Source organism: Shimia isoporae (assembly GCF_004346865.1).
In the GTDB taxonomy this organism is placed as follows: domain Bacteria; phylum Pseudomonadota; class Alphaproteobacteria; order Rhodobacterales; family Rhodobacteraceae; genus Shimia; species Shimia isoporae.
Window position 1 is genome coordinate 2,314,196 of the sequence record NZ_SMGR01000001.1, and the last position, 21,684, is coordinate 2,335,879.

Annotated in this window: 19 protein-coding genes; 13 read left to right on the forward strand and 6 right to left on the reverse strand. The window is 57.3% G+C overall.

Going from position 1 to position 21,684, the window contains the following annotated elements; genetic code table 11:
- Positions 1-71 precede the first annotated feature (71 nt).
- Together BXY66_RS11340 and BXY66_RS11345 are read left to right on the forward strand one after the other, a co-directional pair.
- Entirely contained in the window at positions 72-950 is an 879-nt protein-coding gene (locus BXY66_RS11340; protein WP_132860212.1) for a LysR family transcriptional regulator, read from the forward strand.
- 91 nt (positions 951-1,041) lie between these two features.
- Positions 1,042-2,229, forward strand: coding sequence for a winged helix-turn-helix domain-containing protein (locus BXY66_RS11345; protein ID WP_132860213.1), 1,188 nt, complete (start codon positions 1,042-1,044; stop codon positions 2,227-2,229).
- Here the strand turns inward: BXY66_RS11345 and BXY66_RS11350 are convergent.
- Positions 2,226-2,600: a hypothetical protein gene (locus BXY66_RS11350; protein WP_165929159.1), complete on the reverse strand. Its 375-nt coding sequence runs from the start codon at positions 2,598-2,600 to the stop codon at positions 2,226-2,228. The genes BXY66_RS11345 and BXY66_RS11350 overlap by 4 nt on opposite strands.
- Before the next feature lie 73 nt (positions 2,601-2,673).
- Here BXY66_RS11350 and BXY66_RS11355 point away from each other — a divergent pair, with 73 nt between their 5' ends.
- Complete coding sequence (locus BXY66_RS11355) at positions 2,674-3,444, forward strand: alpha/beta fold hydrolase (protein WP_132860215.1); 771 nt, start codon at positions 2,674-2,676, stop codon at positions 3,442-3,444.
- Here BXY66_RS11355 and BXY66_RS11360 read toward each other — a convergent pair.
- Both BXY66_RS11360 and BXY66_RS11365 read right to left on the reverse strand, forming a co-directional pair.
- Positions 3,429-3,614: a CTP synthetase gene (locus tag BXY66_RS11360; protein WP_132860216.1), complete on the reverse strand. Its 186-nt coding sequence runs from the start codon at positions 3,612-3,614 to the stop codon at positions 3,429-3,431. The two genes, BXY66_RS11355 and BXY66_RS11360, sit on opposite strands and share 16 nt — an antisense overlap.
- An 11-nt stretch (positions 3,615-3,625) precedes the next feature.
- The gene (locus BXY66_RS11365) at positions 3,626-4,372 is read right to left on the reverse strand and encodes an META domain-containing protein (protein WP_132860217.1); all 747 of its coding nucleotides are present in this window, start codon (positions 4,370-4,372) and stop codon (positions 3,626-3,628) included.
- A 137-nt stretch (positions 4,373-4,509) separates the two neighbouring features.
- Between BXY66_RS11365 and BXY66_RS11370 the strand changes: the two genes are divergently transcribed.
- From BXY66_RS11370 to BXY66_RS11390, 5 genes are all read left to right on the forward strand, one after another.
- Complete coding sequence (locus BXY66_RS11370) at positions 4,510-5,178, forward strand: response regulator (protein WP_132860218.1); 669 nt, start codon at positions 4,510-4,512, stop codon at positions 5,176-5,178.
- Between the two features lie 69 nt (positions 5,179-5,247).
- A complete protein-coding gene (locus BXY66_RS11375) occupies positions 5,248-6,429 on the forward strand; it encodes an FIST N-terminal domain-containing protein (RefSeq protein ID WP_132860219.1) in 1,182 nt (393 codons plus the stop codon).
- A 9-nt stretch (positions 6,430-6,438) separates the two neighbouring features.
- Positions 6,439-8,643 carry a hybrid sensor histidine kinase/response regulator gene (locus BXY66_RS11380; protein ID WP_132860220.1) on the forward strand — a complete coding sequence of 735 codons (2,205 nt, stop codon included), beginning with the start codon at positions 6,439-6,441 and terminating at the stop codon, positions 8,641-8,643.
- 110 nt (positions 8,644-8,753) lie between these two features.
- A complete protein-coding gene (locus tag BXY66_RS11385; RefSeq protein ID WP_132860221.1) occupies positions 8,754-9,314 on the forward strand; it encodes a DUF4202 domain-containing protein in 561 nt (186 codons plus the stop codon).
- Positions 9,311-10,015: a CbiX/SirB N-terminal domain-containing protein gene (locus tag BXY66_RS11390; protein ID WP_132860222.1), complete on the forward strand. Its 705-nt coding sequence runs from the start codon at positions 9,311-9,313 to the stop codon at positions 10,013-10,015. Before BXY66_RS11385 ends, BXY66_RS11390 begins: the two co-directional genes overlap by 4 nt.
- A gap of 2 nt (positions 10,016-10,017) precedes the next feature.
- Here the strand turns inward: BXY66_RS11390 and BXY66_RS11395 are convergent, their stop codons facing one another.
- Positions 10,018-11,007 (reverse strand): LacI family DNA-binding transcriptional regulator, encoded by a 990-nt coding sequence (locus tag BXY66_RS11395; RefSeq protein ID WP_132860223.1) that lies wholly within the window; start codon positions 11,005-11,007, stop codon positions 10,018-10,020.
- 157 nt (positions 11,008-11,164) lie between these two features.
- On the opposite strand from BXY66_RS11395, the gene gap reads away from it, so the two are divergent.
- From gap to BXY66_RS11420, 5 genes are all read left to right on the forward strand, one after another.
- Positions 11,165-12,172 (forward strand): type I glyceraldehyde-3-phosphate dehydrogenase, encoded by a 1,008-nt coding sequence (gene gap, locus BXY66_RS11400; RefSeq protein ID WP_132860224.1) that lies wholly within the window; start codon positions 11,165-11,167, stop codon positions 12,170-12,172.
- Between the two features lie 6 nt (positions 12,173-12,178).
- Complete coding sequence (gene zwf, locus BXY66_RS11405) at positions 12,179-13,633, forward strand: glucose-6-phosphate dehydrogenase (protein ID WP_132860225.1); 1,455 nt, start codon at positions 12,179-12,181, stop codon at positions 13,631-13,633.
- A 38-nt stretch (positions 13,634-13,671) separates the two neighbouring features.
- Positions 13,672-15,480, forward strand: a complete 1,809-nt coding sequence (edd, locus tag BXY66_RS11410; protein ID WP_132860226.1) for a phosphogluconate dehydratase — start codon at positions 13,672-13,674, stop codon at positions 15,478-15,480.
- Between the two features lie 4 nt (positions 15,481-15,484).
- Positions 15,485-16,132, forward strand: coding sequence for a bifunctional 4-hydroxy-2-oxoglutarate aldolase/2-dehydro-3-deoxy-phosphogluconate aldolase (gene eda / locus BXY66_RS11415; RefSeq protein ID WP_132860227.1), 648 nt, complete (start codon positions 15,485-15,487; stop codon positions 16,130-16,132).
- 280 nt (positions 16,133-16,412) lie between these two features.
- Complete coding sequence (locus BXY66_RS11420) at positions 16,413-17,846, forward strand: calcium-binding protein (protein WP_132860228.1); 1,434 nt, start codon at positions 16,413-16,415, stop codon at positions 17,844-17,846.
- Positions 17,847-17,924: 78 nt separating this feature from the next.
- Here the strand turns inward: BXY66_RS11420 and BXY66_RS11425 are convergent, their stop codons facing one another.
- Complete coding sequence (locus tag BXY66_RS11425; protein WP_132860229.1) at positions 17,925-18,641, reverse strand: response regulator; 717 nt, start codon at positions 18,639-18,641, stop codon at positions 17,925-17,927.
- Positions 18,638-21,652, reverse strand: a complete 3,015-nt coding sequence (locus tag BXY66_RS11430; RefSeq protein WP_132860230.1) for a PAS-domain containing protein — start codon at positions 21,650-21,652, stop codon at positions 18,638-18,640. Before BXY66_RS11430 ends, BXY66_RS11425 begins: the two co-directional genes overlap by 4 nt.
- Positions 21,653-21,684 lie beyond the last annotated feature (32 nt).

The window sequence follows — 21,684 nt, forward strand, 5'->3', positions numbered from 1 at the left end:
GAATATTCTTATGGACACAGTCAAAAATTTCGATTCAATATGATTTCTAAATTGAAAGCTGAGCTTACATTATGGACTGGTCTGCAATTCCGTCTTTGTCTGCCTTGCGCGCCTTTGACATGGTCGCGCGGACAGGAAGCTACACGGCGGCCGGACGCGACTTGAATGTCACGCACGCTGCCATCGCACAGCACGTACGCACGCTTGAAGGAACTTTTCAGACCTCACTCGTGACCCGCCGGGGTCGCGGCATGTCGCTCACACCCGCCGGCCAGTTGCTTGCGGACCATTTGCAGAAAGGCTTTGGTCAGATCGCGACCGGAGTTGAGGCCTTGCAGGCTTATGGCACCACACGTCCGCTCAGCGTAACTGTAACTCCGTCCTTTGCCGCCAATTGGTTGATCCCGCGCATGGCAGATTTTTGGCAAACCCATCCTGACATCACCGTCCAGCTTGTTCCGGCCATTCAGGTGATGGATTTGCAGCACAACAATTTCGATTTGGCCCTGCGCTACGGCACTGGCGACTGGCCCGGAGTGAAGAGCAGACTTCTGACGGGCGGAGATTTCTGGGTTGTCTGCCATCCCGACCTGCTGCCAAACGGTCCACCGCCCCAACTGCAGGACATTCCCGACGGCCGCTGGATTCTGGAGCCCTACATGCTCGAACTCCGACGCGTACTCGAAAATGCCGGCATCATCTTGCATGAGGACAATGTCACCCTGCTCGAAACAAACGAACTTGTCCTATCAGCCTCGCTTTCGGGCCATGGTTTCTCCGTGCACCCAAAATCGCTGGTGGAACGCGACGTTGACGCAGGCCGGCTCACAAAGGTTCACGCGCTGAGCCAACCGCCATTGGGCTATTACATGGTTACGCGCGCGGACAACCAAAGCCCGGCACTGAAAACTTTCACGTCCTGGCTGCTGGACACCACAAAAGAAACTTGAAATCCGGAACGAAAAATTCCGCCGCGGAACAGAGATTTCAAATTCCAAAATTGTTCTTTATTTGTTCCGATCACCTTCCTAGGGTGCCGTCATGGTTTATCGTATTTCCAACCGCGACGCCCGCCGATTGTGGCTGTCCAATCAAGGTCTCGCAGAAACGCCCACCGGTCCCGCTGATCCACGCGCGACCATCCAGAAGCTCGGGTTCGTTCAACTGGACAGCATTCAAGTGCTGTCACGCGCCCATCATCACATCCTGTGGTCCCGCAACCAGAACTACCGCGAGCCGATGCTGGACAAGCTCTTGGGCCAAGACCGCGCGGTGTTTGAGCATTTCACCCACGACGCAAGCGCTCTGCCAATCGAAACCTATCCTTATTGGCGTGCACAGTTTGAGCGCCGCAAGGCCCGCATGGACGCCAAGGGCTGGTTCAAATCCGCGCTTGATAAAGTGGACCTGAATGACATCAAAACACGGATTTCCACCGAAGGCGCTCTATCGACGGAGGCTTTCGACACCAAGATCGAGGGGCCAAAGGAAATGTGGTCCCGTCCGCCCCACAAGCAAGCCCTGGATTACCTTTGGTACGCGGGAGATCTGGCAACGTGTTACCGACAGAACTTCAAAAAGTTCTACAATCTGCCGGAACGGGTCATCCCCGAAAATATCCGCACAACCCAGATTGCGCGTGAAGAGCAAATCGACTGGTTGTGCCGTCAGGCCGTTGAGCGTCTTGGCTTCGCCACCTCGGGAGATATCAAACGGTTTTGGGAGGCTGTCGATACCGCCGAGGTCAAGGATTGGGTGACCGGAGCCGACCTGGCGGAGGTCGAGGTGCAATCTGCGAACCGCGAATGGTTTCCGATGCTGGCGCCGCCCGATATTGCTGACCGCATTCAATCCGCTCCCGCGCCCACGTCCCGACTGCGCATCCTCAACCCGTTTGACCCCGTCATCCGCGACCGCGACCGCCTCTCACGCCTATTCGGCATGGACTACCGCATCGAGATCTTCGTGCCTGCCGCCAAACGCATCTGGGGCTACTACGTCTACCCGCTCTTGGAAGGCGACCGGTTTGTCGGTCGCTTGGAGGCCAAGGCAGACCGCAAGAAAGGCACGCTCACCGTGACCCGCCTTTGGGCGGAAAAGGGCGTGAAATGGACCAACGCGCGCTCCGCCAAACTGGACGCGGAACTTGACCGCATGGGCCGTTTCATCGGAACACCCGAAATTGTCTGGGCCGCGTCACGCATCCCTGACGCATCGCCCGTGGGTTAAATAAATCCGCGCCAGCGCAGGAACAAGATTACCAGCGCCGTCAGAACAATCAGGTTGAAGCTCACAGAACCCAGAACATCCAATATGCGGTCAATCCGCCGCTCGCGCCGGTCCACTGTTTCAAGATGCGCCTTGATGCTGTCAAACGCGCGTTGCACACGTACATGATCCATCTGCATCATCAGCTTGGGGTGTCCGGTCAAACCGCGCGCATCCGCAATTACAGCTGCTTCTTTGTGCAACCAGTTTGGCACCCGACGGCCAATTTTCTTCATCGCCTTGTCCAGAGACTTGCTGCGCACGCCGAATTTGGCCTTTGCAAGCAGAAGTACCTCGTCGGTTTTGCGATCTAGGGTCTGAGCGTCCATCATTTGACCTGTGTAGGACTTTGCCAAGGGACACTCAACTCTGGAACCTCCCTGAAATGCACTCTAATGCTGGGCCATGCTGAATGTGATCGATCATGGCCCTGCCGATACCGCCGAACCGCCCCTTCTGATTGTACACGGGTTGTTTGGCTCAGGCCGAAACTGGGGCGCGATAGCCAAACGCCTTGCCCCCAAGCGCCAAGTCATTGCCGTAGACCAACGCAATCACGGCAATTCCCCGTGGTTTGACAGCCATTCCTACATGGATATGGCAGACGATCTGGCGGAGGTTGTCACGCATTTCGGCGGACGCATGGATGTGTGCGGGCACTCCATGGGTGGCAAAGCAGCGATGACGCTCGCTCTGACCCGACCGGAGTTGGTGAACCGCCTCATCGTGGCAGATATCGCGCCTGTGCCCTATAGCCACGATCAAAATGAAAATATCGAAGCCATGCGCTCGGTTGACCTTACCAAAGTCACCAAACGCGCGGACGCGTCTGCTCAGCTTGCCCTGCGTATTCCGGACACAACGCTGCAAAGCTTCTTCACCCAGTCGCTTGATGTGAAGGAACGACGCTGGCGCCTCAATCTTGATGTTCTTGAACGGGAGATGGACAAAATTCTTTCCTTCCCCGAACTGGACGGTGTATTTGAGGGGCCCACACTCTTTCTTTCCGGTGCGGCTAGTACGTACGTTTTGCCCGAGCACCGCACGACAATTCGCGGCAAATTTCCAAAAGCACGCTTTGCCAAAATCACCGGAGCGGGCCACTGGCTTCATGCCGAGAAACCGCGCGAATTCATTGCCTCAGTCGAAGCATGGCTGGCTCATCCCGCGTCATAGAGCTTTCTGGCAACAACCCTGCTGATCGGAAAAGCAATAACCGTTCCGGCAAGCGCGGCGCCAAGGATCATCCAAAGGCCGCTAAACCCTGCCACGAGCACCCCGACTATGGCGACACCTGACAGCGTCGCTCCGATGAAAAGGTGCAGAACCAGCGTCAGGTGAAACATGTGTCCGTCCGCTATTGCGCCATGAGTTGAAGGAGAATGTTGCCGCCTTGGTCCGTGAGTGCAACGCCATTCTCAAAGGCAAAGCCGGTAACCTGAGACAACGCGGCAAAAAACGCGGCTTCCTGAGCATCAAGCGGACCGGGACATGCCATGCGCGTACTGGCCAAAGGCCCAAAAGTCATGGCCTCTCCGTCGACCTCAACTGTGCCATTGAACCGGTTGCAACCACTGGTCCCGCTGATCTTGCCGTCTTCGGCAAAGACAAGCTCTGGCACGCGTTCGGTCTGAACTGCCTCACCGTTCATTGCGACCACTATATAGGACGACTGGGTAAGTTGCTCGGGCACTTTTGTGCCTGAAAATTCAAATCGCTGCGTTTTTTCGACCATCACATCCACCCGCTCCGGATCGTTCTCCCCCAAAGCGGGAAACACCTGCGTGGTGCGCCATATCACGTCGTCCGCAACCGTAATTTTAGCTTGAACGGCGTACCGGTGTCCCGCCTTCACCATCCCGCTATCGTAGACCAGCCGGTAGTCCACCGGCACCTGCCCCTCTGGCCGGATCACAACCGTTGCCAACTCAACCGAAGGCGCATCGGCCAGAGAAATATCCTGCAAAGTCACCTCGACCATTGCTCCCGAAGGCATCGCAATCTTTTCGCGATAGACCACGCTGCCTTCGAGGTCCAGCATCTCCGCCAGGCCAGCCGAGGCAGTCAGCGCAAGCGCCACAACAGAAGAGCAAAACCATTTCATACCGTATTCTCCAAGAACCGCGTGATCCGAGCCTACTTCAGTCTGCGTATGACACAAGCCTGCGCTACGACTTTAGCCTCCCTTCCAATCCCGACAGGCGATGTTACGCTTAAGCAAAAGCAACCGACGCGAACCAGATGCCAGCTCTCTCCAGCCTTCCGCACCGAAACAGCTTCAAGACAGCTTTGGTTGTCGACGACCACCCATTGTTTTGCGACGCGCTGGTGATGACGCTTCAAGCGGTTTCTTCGGTGGAAACGGTCACCACAGCGGCCAGCCTGACCGAGGCAATTACGGCGTTGGACAGTGTGTCCCCTGACGTCGTTGTACTCGACCTGAACCTACCCGACGTGAACGGCTTTGATGGTCTCATAAGGCTGCGAAAGTCCACAAATGCTGCCATTCTGGTGGTTTCCTCAATGGCGGACGCGCGCACGATTAATGCAGCTATCTCTGCGGGTGCAGCCGGGTTTGTGCCAAAACACAGCCAGCGCGACATGTTCCGCAGAGCCCTCGACGCCATCGCGCGCAACCGCACTTTTGTTCCCGAAGACCACGTTCCGGAAGCTGACACTGCGACTCAGGATGCCGTAGCGCGTCTGGCCTCCCTGACAACGCAGCAGTCCCGCATTCTTGAGCTGATCTGTGAAGGCAAGCTCAACAAGCAAATCGCTTTTGACCTGTCCATCGCGGAAACCACCGTAAAAGCACATGTCACAGCCATCATGCGCAAGCTTGGGGTGCACTCCCGCACCCAGGCCGTATTGATTGCCAAAGAAGCGAGTTTCGACGAACACTTGCGCTAGACGCATTTGCGCGCCTAAGCTGCGCGCGCGGCTTTGGGGAGAGGCCGCCAAAGGGAGGAGATCACAGGAATGGACGGCGCGACCGGCCAGTCTCGCCACCCCGCCCAGTGGAGAGAGGAGGCCACTGGGCACGTGCGCCGCGGGTTTGCGCCTTGTGACGCGCCAGACGCGATTGATCGTCTGGCTGCTGCACTGGGACCGGATCCGCTGGCGCTGGTGATCCTCTTCCTCTCCCCGCAGACACCCCTCACAACCTTTCTCGAGGCCGCCCAAAACCGTTTCGGCGATGCTCAGGTTGTGGGCTGCACAACGGCCGGCGAGCTTGGCGCCGAAGGCTATACCGAGGGCGAGATCGTTGCAGTGGGCTTCCCCGAAGCCCACTTTGCCGCCACAACGCTTCTGATTGACGACCTCAACGACATCCGCGCGTCCGAGCGCATCCCGCAGATGATCCACAATCGCAATGCGCTCGCCGCACGGCAGCCCGATTGGCACTCGGAATTTGCATTCCTGATGGTGGATGGCCTGTCACTGCGCGAAGACGCGCTTGCCAACGAGCTCGCCGTCGGTCTCGGCCCCGTCCCGCTGTTCGGCGGCTCCGCAGGCGATGGCGAAGACTTCGAACAAACGCATCTGATATTCGATGGCAAGATACGCGACAATGCGGCAGTCCTCGTTCAAGTCCGCTCAAATTGTCCGGTGCGTGTTTTCAAGACCGACCATCTGCAACCAACAGACGCCCGTATGGTTGTGACCGCCGCCGACCCTGCCAACCGGCTGGTCTCTGAAATCAACGCCGAACCTGCGGCCCGCGAATACGCCCGCATACTTGGCAAAGATCCGGAACAGTTGTCGACCTTCACGTTTGCGGCACATCCGGTTGTTGTGCGCATTGGTGACCAGACGCATGTGCGTGCGATTCAGCGTGTGGCGGAAAACGGTGACCTCGTTTTCTTTAGTGCCATCGATGAGGGCATGGTTCTCACGCTTGCCGAACCCGAAGACATGGTCACTCACCTGGACCGGGAACTGTCGATCCTGTCAGAGAGCAAAACGCCCGATATGATCCTAGGTTGCGATTGCTTGTTGCGTCGTGTCGAAGCGACGCAAAAACAGATGACCACAGGCCTGTCGGAAGTCATGGCCCGCCACAACGTGGTCGGCTTCTCCACCTACGGGGAACAGGTTAACTCTATGCATGTGAACCAGACCTTCACCGGTGTCGCGATCTATCCCCCGGAAACGGACTAGGCCGGACCCATGGCCCAATCACTCATCAACCCGACCGATACGCTTGCGCGGCAAAACGAAAAGCTGCTCAAAATCGTGGACACCCTCATGCGCCGCGCCGAGCAGGGCCCCGACACCGCCGGTGTCGCTTATGCCCAGTTCGAACGCGCCGTCATGCTCGAGGAAGAGGTGCGCGCCCGCACTCGAGAGCTTGAACACGCACTCGACCTGCTAAATTCCTCCAACGCTCAGCTGGCCACCGCCAACGCCGAAGCTGAAGCCGCCCGCGCCAACCTCGCGAATGCAATCGAAACCGTGCAGGAAGGTTTTGCCCTCTTTGACGCCAATGAACATCTCGTGATGTGCAATTCTCGCTTTGGGAAACACATGCGTGACGTCCACCATCAGTTTCAGCCCGGCCTTCCGTTCCGGGATTACGTCCACATCGTTTCCGCCAGCCCCTACCTCGAACTGCCAGAGGGTGAGACGCCAGCGCAGTGGGCCGCACAGCGCATGGCCCGACACAAGGAACAACACGTCGTCTTCAACGCTCGTATGGCAGGCGACCGGTGGCTTCAGGTATCGGAGCACCGCACCCGCGACGGTGGCACAGTCGTTCTGCAAACCGACGTCACGGATATGATGCTGTTGGAGAGACAGGAACGTGAACGGCTAAAGGACGATCAGGCTGCACTTATCAAAGCCACTCTCGAGCACCTCAATCAAGGTGTCGGTATCTTTGACAGCGAACAGCGCCTCATAGGCTGGAACCGTCGAATGGGTGAGTTGCTGTCAATCCAGATCGGTCGGTTCCGTATCGGCCAAAGCTTCCAAACCATTTTCGAACAACTCAGCCGCAAGGTCTCATTTGCCTCGACCGAAGACGCGGAGGCCCTACCCCGCTGGACTTCGCGCAAAGACAGACGCGCGGCACTCAGCTTCGAAGTCGAGATCGGAACCGACCGCATTCTTGCCGTCTTCGCGCAACAAATGCCTGACGGTGGTTTTGTGATTTCCTTCACCGACATCACCGCCGAACGCGCTGCAATGCGCGCGATATCGCAAGTCAATGAAACCCTTGAGAAACGAGTAACCGAGCGCACGCTTGAACTTCAGGACGCTCTGGCAGAAGCCGAACGCGCCAACGCGTCCAAATCCCGTTTTGTGGCAGCTGCCAGCCACGATCTCTTGCAACCGCTCTCCGCGGCAAAACTCTATATGGCTTCGCTGGACAGCGATATCGAGGACCCGGATCAACGCGAGCGCCTGACAAAAGCATCCAGCGCACTGCAAAGCGTTGAACACATTCTCGGCGCGTTGCTGGACATCTCACGGCTGGATTCAGGCCGTGCCGCCATTCATCCCAGCGAAATCCCCTTGGGCGTCATGCTGGACCAGATGCGTGACGAACTTGCGCCACTGGCCGCTGAAAAAGGCCTTCAATTTGATGTCGTGCCAAACTCGGCCCATGTGTCTTCCGACGCCACTTATCTGCGCCGCATCCTGCAGAACCTGATTTCCAACGCTCTCCGCTACACGGACAATGGGCGCGTTTTGGTCGGCGCGCGCCGTCGCGGCGATCGAGTGATCGTGGAAATCCATGACACCGGTCCCGGCATCCCACCAGAACAGCAGGACAAGATTTTTGACGAGTTTCATCGCGTGAATGCCGCCGCAAGCGCCGCCGAAGGTCTTGGCCTTGGTCTGGCCATTGTGGACCGCGCCTGTCGCCTTTTGCAGCACCCGCTGACCATGCGCTCAACTCCGGGCTCCGGCACCCGCTTTTCCGTCGATCTGCCACTGGCTTGCCCCACAGATACGGCCATGGAACCACAAGATGATCCTGTTGCAGGTACTCCCTTGGCGCATCGCATTGTTCTGCTAGTGGAAAACGACACAGAATTGCGCAACGCGATATCCATGACGCTTGAAAACTGGGGAGCTGACGTACTGGCTTGCGAAGGCCACTCCGAGGCCATCGCACTCCTTCAGGAAATCGACATAGCGCCAGACGTCATCCTTGCAGACTATCAGCTCGACGAAGACGCTACCGGCACCGGCCTGATTGCGGACCTGCAGGCCATTTACGGTCCGCTCCCGGCTGTCGTGATAACAGCCAACCGGGAACCGGAGGTGCAGAACGAGGCCGCCGCTTTGAACGCCCGCCTGCTTTACAAGCCGCTGGACCTCGATGCATTGCGGGCGGCTCTGGAAGCCCAGCCCGGATTTTCGTAAACCCGCCTCCCACAATCCGCACCGACACGATACCGACGCTCTGCCGACGCGTTGCAGACATCCGAAGTTGCCCGTAAATTCGCCGCAAATCAAAATCACCGGAGCGCCCCATGTCCAAGCTTGATTCTGTCCTCAAAGCCATCGACGCTGCCAATGCCAAAGACCCGAGGATGGACGACGGACAACCGGAAGCGCTGCTTTATGGCCAGCGGATGAGCGCCGAGTGCAACCGGCTTTTCCCGAATGCGTCCGAAGTGTTGCAGATCGCCGCGCGAGGTCAGCACATCGAACGATGGGTTCTTTTGCGCGCCGACTATCCCGAAGGTCGAGCAGGTTATCTCAAGTGGCGCCGCGACCTCGGCGCGCATCACGCAACACGCGTTGGCGAGATCATGGCAGGCGCGGGCTATTCAGACGAAGACATTTCCAAAGCGGGCGCCATGTTGCGCAAAGAAGGGATCAAACGCAACGATCAGGTCCAAACCCTTGAAGACGTTATTTGTTTCGTATTTGTCAAATGGTACTTCGCTCCCTTTGCGGCAAAGCATCCGCATGAGAAAGTTCTGGATATCGTCACAAAAACCGCCCGAAAGATGTCACCCGAAGCCCGCACTCGCGCGCTGTCCGAATTCGACTTGCCCGCAGACCTCGCCGCTGCCTTTGAGGCATGAGCATTCCGCCCAAACAAGCCCTGATCGTGGCCCACGGCCAGCCATCTGATCCTGAGCCACCGGAACTCTGGCTTTCCGGTTTCGCGGCCAAGGTCGGCCTGCTCTTACCTGATTGGGACATAAGATCCGCAACCATCGCAAAACCGGAAGCGCTGGAAAATCAATCTCTTAGCATGGAAGAAGACGCGCTTGTCTTTCCCATGTTCATGGCAGACGGCTGGTTTGTCGGTCGTGTTCTGCCACGCCGTTTGAAAGGCCGTAACCTGCGCATTCTGCCTCCGCTCGGCTTCCATTCCGCCTTGCCAGATTTGGCAACCGAGCTGATCCAATCCCATTTGATTGCTCAGGGATGGCCGCAGGCCGACACCCGTCTTCTCCTTGCCGGCCATGGCTCCGCCAAGGGCGACAAGGCGGCTCTTTCGACCCGAAATTTCGCCGAAGCCCTCTCGGAACGCCTCCCGGAAATTGATATTATTCAAGGCCTTATCGAAGAAAGTCCGTTTATCTTCGACGCGGCTCGTGATCTTGGCCCCAAGGCGATCTGCCTGCCATTTTTCGCGCTCGAAGGCGGTCATTGCAAAGAAGACATTCCTGAAGCGCTCGACAATGCCGGCTTTGTAGGACTTCGGTTGCCCCCTTTGGGGCACGCCAATTCCCTTCCCGAACTCGTGGCAAGCGCCCTGACGCAAGAGCGGCAATAGGATTAGAGCGACTGGCCTCTAATGGCTTCCGGTTCCAACTGGACAAGCTTCGCCGCTTTCGGAGCATCGAGAATGATATCTGCAGCGGCCTCGCCAATTGCAAACCTGTGCGCGTCTGTTGTTGCCAGCTTGATCGGCAAACCCCGCAAGAGGTTCAGGTTATTGAAACCCGCCAGCGCCAGCTCATCCGGCACCGAAAGCCCAGCAGCAACGCAATGCATATAGGCGCCTACGCTCATGACATCGCTCGAAAAATACAGGCAGTCGAGGTCCGGTGTTCTGGCCAACAGTTCCTTCGTTAACAGGTGGCCGTTCTCGATCGAAGACGCACCGGAGTAAAGCTCCTGATCGGCCAGGGAGACGCCTGCTTTTTCCAGCTCTTCCAGAAAGCCGGTCAACCTTTTCTCGGCCCGAAAATCTTGCGGCATCTTTGTCCCGATAAAGCCGATACGCTTGTAACCCGCATCCAGAATGGTGCGCGCCATTGCACGTCCCGCGGCTAGGTGCGAAATGCCCACGCAATGGCGTACCGGATCGCCGTCCACATCCATAACTTCAACAACCGGACAATCCGCATTGGCCATCATCTTGCGGGCCGCCTCTGTGTGCTCCAACCCCGCAACGACAATTCCCGCGGGACGCCAGCTTAGCATCTCGCGGATCACCTCCTCCTCCTCCTCAAGATCATAGGCCGTCACCCCGATTACAGGCTTGAGAGGCGTGTCCTTAAGCTTGGAAGAAATGCCGGAGAGCACCTCTGGAAAAACAGAGGAATTCAGGCTCGGCACAACAACACCAACAAGGTTCACCTTGTTGGAGGCCAGCGCTCCGGCAATGCGATTCGGAACATATCCGACATCCTTGGCGATTTGCTCGACCTTCTCGCGCGTCCGCTGCGACACGTCTGGCGCACCCCTCAAGGCCCGCGAAGCTGTCATTTCACTGACGCCCGCAAGGTTGGCAATATCTTTGAGAAGCAGCTTTTTCCCCATGGCGTGATGGTCTGACACTGCCCCCAGTTTCGCAAGCCCAAAACTTGTGAAGGACGCCGTGCCGCAACCCCCTTGATTTCTGATGCGTTCGACTGTACCGATAGCGCTAACGGTAGCGCAATCGAAATGCGCTTGTCTACGGGTTAGGAGTTTTAAGATGACCACGAAGATTGCAATCAACGGATTTGGCCGCATTGGCCGCGGAGTTTTGCGGGCCCTCGTTGAAAGTGGTGCAACCGATATCGAAGTTGTAGCAATCAACGACCTGTCTCCCAACGATCACCTGGTGCACCTGCTAAAATACGACAGCGTTCACGGCCGCCTGAATGCAGACGTTTCGCTGGACGGCGACACAATGAAGGTCGCCGGCCAAACCATTAGCCTGACAGCGATCCGCAACCCAGAAGACCTGCCTTGGTCTGACGTAGACGTTGCGTTCGAATGCACCGGCATTTTCACCGCAAAAGACAAAGCTGAACTTCTGCTGAAATCCGGAGCAAAACGTGTTCTGGTCTCGGCTCCTGGAAAAGATGCTGACAAAACCATCGTTTTCGGTGTCAACGACGACACTCTGACTGCTGACGACATCATCGTTTCCAACGCGTCCTGCACCACCAACTGTCTCGCGCCGGTGGCCAAGGTTCTCAAAGACACCTACGGCATCAAAACTGGCTACATGACGACTATTCACGCCTACACCGGTGACCAGCCTACCCACGACACAAACCACAAGGACCTCTATCGCGCCCGCGCCGCCGCATTGTCGATGATACCGACGTCCACCGGAGCGGCCCGCGCCATTTCTCTGGTTCTCCCGGAACTGGCAGGCAAACTTGAAGGCTCCGCAGTGCGCGTTCCCACAGCCAACGTTTCCATGGTTGATCTGGTTATCGTCCCCGAGAAAGAGGCGACCGTTGGCGGTATTAACGCAGCAATGAAAGCCGCTGCCGAAGGTCCGCTGAAGGGCGTGCTTGGGTATGAAGAGGCGCCACTGGTTTCACAAGACTTCAACCACGACCCGCACTCTTCGGTGTTTGCTCCGGCACAAACATCCGTCACAGACGACGGCCTTGTGCGTGTGGTAAGCTGGTACGACAACGAGTGGGGGTTCTCCAACCGCATGCTCGACACCGGCCGCCGCATTGGCGCCTTGCTGAAGGGATAAGAACACATGGTCGCTCGCGTCATCCCGGTTTCGCCCTTTGATCTGGTGATCTTCGGGGCGACGGGTGATCTGGCCCGGCGCAAAATCCTGCCGGGCCTGTTTCTTCGCTTCAAGTCGGGTCAAATGCCCGAAGAAGCCCGCATTGTCGGCTCTGCGAGATCCGATTTTGACAGCGCCGAGTTCCGCAAGGTTATCGGCGCAGCCATTGCTGAATTCTTGCCTGAGGAACTGCGTCCTGCTGACACTGTCGCGGCCTTCCTTGAACGGTTGGAATACGTACATATCGACGCCACCGGAGACACCGGTTGGTCGGCGCTCAAGAACATTTTGCGCGACGATGTGATCCGCACGTTCTACTTGTCGGTCTCGCCATCACTCTTTGGTGCAATCGCGGAACGACTAAGCAAACATGGCGTGGCAACGCCGCAATCCCGCATCGTGGTCGAAAAACCCTTTGGCCACGATCTCGCGTCCGCCAAGGCGCTGAACGCCGATCTGTTGCGCCACTTTGCCGAAGAACAAATCTATCGCATCGACCACTACCTCGGTAAAGAAACCGTGCAGAACCTGATGGCGCTGCGGTTTGCCAACTCGCTCTTTGAACCGCTGTGGAATTCCACCCACATCGATCACGTGCAGATCACCGTCGCAGAAAGCCTTGGTGTCGGCGGACGCGGCGGATACTACGACCAGTCCGGTGCCATGCGCGACATGGTGCAAAACCACCTGATGCAACTCTTGTGTCTGACGGCGATGGAGCCCCCCTCCAAGTTTGCGCCCAACTCTGTGCGCGACGAAAAGGTGAAAGTAATAGAAGCGCTGGATCCGGTCGAAAGCGAAGACATCGTGCGTGGTCAATACCGCTCCGGCCGAGACATGCCGAGCTATTTCGAGGATGTAGAAAACGACGCCTCGCGCACCGAGAGCTTTGTGGCAATGAAGCTCAAAATTGCGAACTGGCGTTGGGCTGGCACGCCGTTCTATCTGCGCACAGGCAAACGCCTACGCGACCGCGTCAGCGAGATCACTGTGGTCTTCCGTGATCCGCCACACATGATTTTTCCCAACCCGATGGACGGACGCAAAGGCAACGCCCTGATCATCCGCCTGCAACCGGACGAGGGCATCACCCTGCGCACCACGATCAAGGAACCGGGTCCCGGCGGCATGCGCCTTACCGAAGTCGACATGGACATGACCTTTGCCGATGCCCTTGGCTCGGACCTGAATACACAGGACGCTTATGAGCGCCTGATCATGGACGTGATCCGCGGCGACCAGACCCTCTTCATGCGCGGTGACGAAGTCGAGGCAGCCTGGGGCTGGGCCGATCCGCTGATCGCTGCTTGGCAGGAAAGCGGCAAAAAACCAGTGCCTTATGATGTCGGCAGTTCGGGCCCTGAAGAGGCGTTGATGCTGCTTCACCGCGACGGAAGGCGCTGGCGCCCGATCGGCGACTGAAGCTAAAGAAGATTTGTAAAATCAGGAAGGAAGGCACTATGCCGGTCCACCCAACAGTGCAGGCGGTCACGGACCGCATTATCAGCCGCAGCGCGCTAACCCGTTCGGCCTATCTTGAACGCATGGATCAGGCTCGCAAGCAAGGCCCCGCACGTGCTCACCTGTCTTGCTCCGGGCAGGCGCATGCTTACGCCGCAGCGGGGGAAGATCAGTCGACTTTGGCCACAAAAGGTGCCGGAAACCTCGGGATCATAACCGCCTACAACGACATGTTGTCCGCTCACCAGCCGTTTGAAACCTACCCCAATGCGATTAAGGAAGCCGTTCGGGAGATCAGCGGTACCGCGCAGGTCGCGGGAGGCGTGCCCGCCATGTGTGATGGCGTGACACAGGGTGAAGCAGGGATGGAGCTTTCCCTCTTCTCGCGGGATGCCATCGCCATGGGCGTCGGGGTCGCATTGTCCCACAACGTTTTTGACGCCACGGTTTACCTCGGGGTTTGCGATAAAATCGTGCCGGGCCTGATCATAGGCGCGCAGGTATTTGGCCACTTGCCCGCCGTTTTCTTACCGGCCGGACCGATGACTTCTGGCATCTCCAACGATGAGAAGTCCGAAGTCCGCAAGAAATATGCTGCCGGCGAAATCGGTCGCGACGAGCTTTTGAAATCGGAAATGGCCGCCTACCACGGCCCCGGCACATGCACATTCTACGGAACCGCCAACACGAACCAGATGTTGATGGAGTTCATGGGCTTGCATCTGCCCGGCTCGTCTTTCGTAAATCCCGGCACCGACCTGCGTGATGCACTAACGCGTGAAGGCGCCAAACGGGCACTCGGCTTGTCCGCCCTCGGCAATGACTACACGCCAGTTTGCGACGTTCTCAACGAAAAGGCATATGTAAACGGTATTGTAGGTCTGATGGCCACCGGCGGCTCGACCAACCTTCTTATTCACCTGATCGCCATGGCACGCGCCGGCGGCGTGATCCTTGACTGGCAGGACTTTGCAGAACTGTCCGACGTCGTGCCGCTTTTGTCGCGCGTCTATCCCAATGGGCTCGCGGACGTGAACCACTTCCACGCGGCTGGCGGTCTGGGGTTCATGATCCGCGAACTGCTTGGCGCCGGCTATCTGCACCCCGACACCAAGACTGTCACGGGCGAAGGGATTGGCAGCTACATCATGGAGCCTTTCCTTGACGGCGGCGCTCTCACCTGGCGCGAAGGAAGCAAAGAAAGCCTGAACGAACAGATTGTGCGGCCCGCCTCAAAGCCGTTTCAGGAAACGGGCGGTCTTGCACGCCTGACCGGCAACCTTGGCACCGGAGTCATGAAAGTCTCTGCAGTGGCCGAGGAAAACCGCATTATCGAAGCCCCCGCGCGCATCTTCCACGATCAGGAAGAAGCAAAGGACGCCTTCAAAAAGGGTGAATTGACTGAGGATGTTGTAATCGTCGTGCGCTTCCAGGGCCCCAAGGCCAACGGCATGCCGGAACTGCACTCTCTGACGCCGTTCCTGTCGATCATGCAAGGCCGCGGTCAGAAGGTTGCTCTTGTGACGGACGGGCGCATGTCCGGCGCTTCCGGCAAGATTCCGTCTGCAATCCATGTGGTCCCTGAGGCTTTGGATGGCGGCCCAATCGCAAAACTAAAGGACGGCGATTTGGTGCGTGTCGATGCTGTGACGGGCGATCTGGAAGTCCTGACGGACGGGTTCTTGGATCGGGATGTGGTCACTGCCGATCTTTCTTCCTATCAATCCGGAACGGGTCGCGAGCTTTTCCGCCTGTTCCGCAACAACGTGAATTCCGCCGACACCGGCGCAACCGTATTTGGATTCTAAAAACATGCCGATCACTCCCCAACAAGCCTCCGTTGAAGCCCGCAAAATCTGCGAGGCCGCGCCGATTGTTCCAGTCCTCGTGGTAGACGACGTCGCGCATGCCAAGCCGTTGGCCGAAGCTCTCGTTGCGGGTGGCCTCCCCGCCCTTGAGGTCACTCTGCGAACGCCGGCGGCGCTTGATGTGATTGCGGCCATGTCCAAGGTTGAAGGCGGCATGGTCGGCGCCGGCACACTCCTTACACCTGATGACGTTAAGGCCGCCAAGGACGCCGGCGCGACTTTCGGTGTCTCCCCCGGCGCAACCGATACATTGCTGGAAGCTTGCGAAGCGGAAGGCTTACCCCTGCTGCCTGGCTCGGCCAGCGCAAGCGAAGCTATGGCTTTGTTGGAACGTGGATACTCCATGTTGAAGTTCTTTCCGGCCGAAGCGGCAGGCGGAGCGAAATTCCTCGGGTCTCTTGCCAGCCCCCTGCCCCAGATCAGCTTCTGCCCGACAGGCGGCGTTAACCCGCAAAACGCAACCGACTATCTGAGCCTGCCCAATGTCGTCTGCGCAGGCGGTAGCTGGGTTGCACCCTCAGCGTTAGTAAAAAGCGGCAAGTGGGCTGAAATCGAAGCCCTCGCCCGCGAGGCATCTCAATTGCCACATTAAGTTTGACCGCTTAAAACCGCTCAGAAAGCCGCCAGAACCCCTGGCGGCTTTTTTCGTTCGTCGGAGCAGCAGCGCGCGCCAAATAGACCGCCTGTGTATCAACTGTGTCAGTTTCGGCTTCCAAGAGGCTCCGACTGATACAAAGCGTACAAAACTCATGGGTTCGCGAAGTTCGCGTGACACACAGGAGCGTCAAAACATCCCCATCACAGATCTGATGTAGGCAGCACAACCGCCAGACATCGGACAAACGTAGTTCATTGGTAAGGGGGTCATTCAGATGGCGTTCAAATTTCTAAAACCGTTTTCCACTTCTCTGGCTTGGAATGGCCGAGCCAACCGTGCTGAAAAGGCCGAAACACGGCAAACTGAAGAAGATAGTCGTGGACCGCAGGCTCGCAGGGGAGAACAGCCACCAGCGGAACCTGCACCCGATACTAACGAGCCAATCCGAGAGGCGGACGATCCGCGTGAGGAGGAGCGCCCCGAACCGACGGAGCCCACGTTCGTAATCGACACCGAACTCGCGGCGCGCTTCACTTCCTTTTTGAATTTTCTGGCACCACTGTCTCCCCTCATTCCCGACGGATTGACCATCACGCCTGCCAGCATCTGGATCGACTACGGCGGAGCGGACTTGTATCACGGCACCAACGGCGTAGACCGCGTCTGGGGCCTCTGGGGTGACGATGATCTCTTCCTCTACGACGGCAACGATGTTGCATACGGCGGTACCGGCAACGATCTCATCCTTGGAATGCGAGGCGACGACGCCCTCTACGGCGGAACCGGAAATGATGTCATTTCGGGTGACCAGGGCGATGACACGATCGAAGGCGGCTCAGGTAACGACGTTATCTACGGCGGCATCGGAATGGACATGATCTGGGGTGGCGTCGGCAACGACCGTATAGAAACCGGTACGGGTTTTGATGTTGTGCGCGGAGAAGACGGCAACGACAGCATTGATGGTGGCGACGGGAACGATTTGCTTTGGGGTGATGATGGTGCGGACACCATCTTCGGTGGCGAAGGCAACGACCAGGTCTTCGGCGGCATTGGCAACGACCTCCTCCAAGGCGGTCTCGGTGACGACCACATGGAAGGTGGCGGCGGCATTGACGTCATGGTTGGCGCGCAGGGCAACGACATCATTAACGGCGGTGCCAGCCGTGACCTCATGTCAGGTGGCAGCGGCAACGACCAGATGAATGGAGGCACCGGCAACGACAGCATCGATGGCGACGGCGGGAACGACTCAATTCTTGGCGGCGAAGGCGACGATGAACTCTATGGTCAGGTCGGCAACGACTACATTCAAGGCGGCGGCGGCAATGACGCCATCTACGGAGGCACAAACGAAGCGGGCGAAATTGGTGACTATATGTCCGGTGGCGCTGGCTTTGACGTGTTCTACTTCGAAACCGGAGACAGCGGCGGCACATCGGGCGGACCGAACGACATCATCGAGGATTTCGTTTCCGGCGGCGACCTGATGGTGTTCCAGGACTTTGGAGGCGCTGACTTCCTCGGAGAGCAGAACGGGTTCTCCAACACTCCGGGCGCAGAAGTGTACTTCGAGCAAACCCAGAGCAACATTTATGGCGATGTAACGAATATCTACATGCGCGATGGGAATGGGCTGACCACAGATCTGTCCCTGACCCTGCTGGGCCATATCGATCTGACCGAGGGAGATCTTTTCCTGATCTGATGGACGCTGCCCCCGACAGAAAGAAGGCGCGAGACAGTGTCTCGCGCCATTTCTTTGCGACCAACAATCGGAAACACGCTAGTCAAAAATATATCCGATGCCTCGAACCGTTCGAATTGTGTCTGGCTTACTGGGATGCACCTCAATCTTGCGGCGCAGTCGAGAAATCCGCAGGTCAATTGAACGATCGAAATGCTCCCATCCCCTATCATGCGCCTGCTCCAGAAGCTGGTCACGATTGAGTACTCTTCCGCGGTTCTGGGCAAAGACCCTTAAAAGACTGAATTCCATCGCGGTGATGCTGATCTCTTCGCCGTTCTCACCGAACAACTTCGCGCCGTCCAAATCCAACTCACATCGGCCAAAAGGAACCCTGCCGGTTGCCCTCATTGGCACGTCCGGCTCGGCAGCGGAAAAACTCTGTCGCCTGAGCGCGGCCTTGATCCTCGCCTCCAACTCACGCAGATCGACCGGTTTCGCAACGTAGTCATCCGCCCCCATTTCGAGGCCCACAATCCGGTCAACAACTTCGCCCGCGGCAGACAACATGATCACCGGAATAGCCGAGTCCACACGAAGTTGGCGCAGAGCAGTAAGTCCATCCGTTCCAGGCATGTTGATGTCAAGAATAACAATGTCCGGCGGTGTCTGCTCGATCACCTCAAACAACGCATCTGCATTCTCGGCCTGCTTCACACCAAAGCCCCGCTCGCAAAGGTACTCCGACAACATCTCGCGCAGATGCGGTTCGTCATCGCAAACGAGAATGGTCTTTGCCTCGCTGCCAGAGATCATTTTACATCTCCCGCTTTGGACAGACCTTCGACAAGGCTCTCGAGTTCGTCACGCAAGATTGGCTTCTCGATATGCGGCCGTTTCAACTCAGAAAAGAACCTGTATGCATCATTGCCAAGCGTATCCCCGGTAACAAACCCGATCCTTTGGGCGTAGTGCGGCAAGGATACAGCGATCTCGCTATAAAAGTCGGCACCGTTCATTCCCGGCATTTTGAAATCACTCAGAACAAGATCAAACGGTTCATGGACCAACAGCTCCAATGCCTCTTTGGCATCGGTCACCAAGACCGGCTCGCAAGCCAACTCTTCCAGCATGTCGCAGATAAGCTCCCCCACGGTTTCCTCGTCATCGACAACAAGCACCCGACGGGCCAAATTCTCTTTGGACGGCTCCGGAATTCGCCCCTCGGAGGCATCCCTGCTACCTTCTGCATCGAGCCTGACAAAGAAACTTGTGCGTTCCCCCTCGACCGACTTCAGATCCAGTTGCCCTCCGTGGGCATCAACGATCCTGTGACTAAACGCCAGACCAATTCCAGTGCCCTTGCCAACATCCTTGGTGGTAAAGAAGGGCTCGAAAATACGCGCGCGAATGGCTTCGGGGATTCCAGAACCGTTGTCGCGAATTTCCACCACCGACTGGCCATGCTCTGTATCAAAATAGGACCGGATCAAAAGCTCGCCCCTGTCTCCAAGCGGCGCCAACGTATGTTCGGCATTCACAATCAGGTTTGAAAAAACCTGCACCAACTGATCAACATCCCCGTCAACATCCGGCAAATCGTCGTCAAGCTCTGTGACAACGTTGGTGCCGTTCGTGCGCAGTCCGTAACCCGCGACATCAAGTGCTGTCAGCGCAATATCGTTCAAAGAACATTGCTCTACTTTGGTTGGGCGCTGCCGCGCCATTGCGAGGAAAGCGCGAACAATTTTTGAACTGCGCTCTGCGGCTTCGGCGATACGGTCGACCCGCTTTGACAACGTCGGATCTTCAAGCCGCCCTTCCAGCATCTGGGCATACCCCACTATGATCGATAGTGGATTGTTCAACTCATGAGCAACGCCGGCCAGCAACTCGCCAAGTGCAGATAGCTTTTCCGACTGATGCGCAGCGTCGCGTTGCAGTTGCAATTCTTCCTGCATGGCCAAAAGATCGGAGATATCGCGGGTAGAGGACACGATCACATCCTCGCCCTTATATTCGGTGACTCTTGCCGCCGTAATGCCCTGCATGATTGATCCGTCCGCCCGTCGGAACTGAACGCGATAATCATCCAAAGAACCGGTTGGCAAAAGTGCATCCAGATAAGCTTGTCGATCTTCAGGGCTCAAAAAGAAACTCAAGGTGGTTTCGATCTCGCCAAATCGTTCCCGCGAAGGCGGAGGGCAATAGATGATCTTGCCGTCGTCAATTCGCGAAACGAGGAAATTCGCCGGACAAGCGTCGACGATCTTGTGCAAAAGAAGATCCGCTTCTCGCTGTTCCGCCTCAGCTCGGCGCTGCTCGGTTACGTCCACGAATGACAACAGATAGCGCTCTTTCTCCGTCCAGTGAGTGGATGCCAAAAGTGTGCGCCCATTGACCAGATGGATAGTTTCTCGCTTTCGAAATTCAGTTGCGAAACGATCAAGATCAGCAACGTACGCTTCCGGAGTCAGATTTTCGGGAACCGCGATCACCCGCCCTTCAACCAATCGCTTCCATAGCGCCGACAGCTGCTCGCCTTCGCTCGGAGGAGCAAGGGTTTCAAAGAACATCTCCCGCAATCGCCGGTTTCCCAAGACAAAGCCGGTATCCGTATCGAAAACCGCAAGCCCCTCTTCAAGCGACTGAATGGTGTCGTTCAGCGTTTGCTGACTGCGTTTCTCAGCTTCTTTCAGGGCGGTGGTGTCCGTGACAACGACAACGCGCCCGTCATCTTCGGTTGCGGCCCGCTCGACAAGATAGTGGCGCCCGTTGCGGAAGCAGACTTCCATAGGTTTGAGTGTCTCGCGTTGCGCACGGATGGCTTCTCCGAAAAGTTCAACACCCCGGTCCCCGACATCCTGACCCGCAATCGACGCGATTTGCGGCGCAAGTGTTGAAAATCTCTCGCTGTCCGCAAGCGCCAGAAGGTCCGCTGGCTGATAGCCGAAGGGAGAGGAAAACGCCTCGTTACAGTGAAACAGGTTACCGTCAGCCTCCTCAATCGCCACACCGACCGGCAATCGCGCAACGGCGTCCGTGAACAGCCGCTCTGCCCGTAGCTGATCTGTAACGTCTTCCAGCGTCAGCAGACGTCCCTCAAGAACAGTTTCATAAACGTTTCCGACAATCTCCCGTCCGGCTGAGCTCGTCAGGGAAAACCCTTTCGCCGCAGTACGGATCATATTGTTCAATTCGGCGCGCATCTCTTCCCACGCCATACCTTCCGGCGCCCTAAAGCTTCCCTTTTCGATAGAGCGTTCATAAACCTCTTGGATTGGGATGCCGGGTTTCAAGAAATGGTCTTCTGGATCGACCATTTCCCGAAATCGTTGGTTGGCGAACACAAGACGGTCATCATCGTCAATAAGCGCGATCCCGAATTCTACGGCGTCGATAACCTTGTTCAGCAATTCGCGCGCGCGCGCCTCTGTCGTGCGTTGATGGGTGATATCCTTAACGTTGCCCACAAGCCCGCCATCGCTCAACCGCGTAAGACTGATCTCACGCTCCGTGCCGTCGGCAACACGCACTTCTATCTGCGCGCTTTCCAAAGATTTCAGCTTCTCCATAAATGCCGGCATCCCCTGTTCGGCGCCGCGCTGGATCGTCACATGTCCGCTGGCTACCGCACTACCGATAATATTCTGCATCGGGGTTCCGGGGACCAAGACATCTCGGTGCGGACCGAGCATTTCGGCGTAGCTCTTGTTCGCGAACACCAGCTTGAGGTCTCGGTCAAAAAGCACAAACCCCTCGTCGAGCACATTTACGGCCTCGAAAACCGAAGAAATCGGCTCGCGGGTGTTAATGCTCGTCTCCATTTGTTGCGCCCAACCTTTCCGGAGTTGCTTCC

Excerpts from the sequence above, each read along its gene's own strand:
- BXY66_RS11340 (WP_132860212.1), top strand. The coding sequence starts at position 72 with ATGGACTGGTCTGCAATTCCGTCTTTGTCTGCCTTGCGCGCCTTTGAC.
- BXY66_RS11345 (WP_132860213.1), top strand. The coding sequence starts at position 1,042 with ATGGTTTATCGTATTTCCAACCGCGACGCCCGCCGATTGTGGCTGTCC.
- BXY66_RS11350 (WP_165929159.1), bottom strand. The coding sequence starts at position 2,600 with ATGATGGACGCTCAGACCCTAGATCGCAAAACCGACGAGGTACTTCTG.
- BXY66_RS11355 (WP_132860215.1), top strand. The coding sequence starts at position 2,674 with ATGCTGAATGTGATCGATCATGGCCCTGCCGATACCGCCGAACCGCCC.
- BXY66_RS11360 (WP_132860216.1), bottom strand. The coding sequence starts at position 3,614 with ATGTTTCACCTGACGCTGGTTCTGCACCTTTTCATCGGAGCGACGCTG.
- BXY66_RS11365 (WP_132860217.1), bottom strand. The coding sequence starts at position 4,372 with ATGAAATGGTTTTGCTCTTCTGTTGTGGCGCTTGCGCTGACTGCCTCG.
- BXY66_RS11370 (WP_132860218.1), top strand. The coding sequence starts at position 4,510 with ATGCCAGCTCTCTCCAGCCTTCCGCACCGAAACAGCTTCAAGACAGCT.
- BXY66_RS11375 (WP_132860219.1), top strand. The coding sequence starts at position 5,248 with ATGGACGGCGCGACCGGCCAGTCTCGCCACCCCGCCCAGTGGAGAGAG.
- BXY66_RS11380 (WP_132860220.1), top strand. The coding sequence starts at position 6,439 with ATGGCCCAATCACTCATCAACCCGACCGATACGCTTGCGCGGCAAAAC.
- BXY66_RS11385 (WP_132860221.1), top strand. The coding sequence starts at position 8,754 with ATGTCCAAGCTTGATTCTGTCCTCAAAGCCATCGACGCTGCCAATGCC.
- BXY66_RS11390 (WP_132860222.1), top strand. The coding sequence starts at position 9,311 with ATGAGCATTCCGCCCAAACAAGCCCTGATCGTGGCCCACGGCCAGCCA.
- BXY66_RS11395 (WP_132860223.1), bottom strand. The coding sequence starts at position 11,007 with ATGGGGAAAAAGCTGCTTCTCAAAGATATTGCCAACCTTGCGGGCGTC.
- gap (WP_132860224.1), top strand. The coding sequence starts at position 11,165 with ATGACCACGAAGATTGCAATCAACGGATTTGGCCGCATTGGCCGCGGA.
- zwf (WP_132860225.1), top strand. The coding sequence starts at position 12,179 with ATGGTCGCTCGCGTCATCCCGGTTTCGCCCTTTGATCTGGTGATCTTC.
- edd (WP_132860226.1), top strand. The coding sequence starts at position 13,672 with ATGCCGGTCCACCCAACAGTGCAGGCGGTCACGGACCGCATTATCAGC.
- eda (WP_132860227.1), top strand. The coding sequence starts at position 15,485 with ATGCCGATCACTCCCCAACAAGCCTCCGTTGAAGCCCGCAAAATCTGC.
- BXY66_RS11420 (WP_132860228.1), top strand. The coding sequence starts at position 16,413 with ATGGCGTTCAAATTTCTAAAACCGTTTTCCACTTCTCTGGCTTGGAAT.
- BXY66_RS11425 (WP_132860229.1), bottom strand. The coding sequence starts at position 18,641 with ATGATCTCTGGCAGCGAGGCAAAGACCATTCTCGTTTGCGATGACGAA.
- BXY66_RS11430 (WP_132860230.1), bottom strand. The coding sequence starts at position 21,652 with ATGGAGACGAGCATTAACACCCGCGAGCCGATTTCTTCGGTTTTCGAG.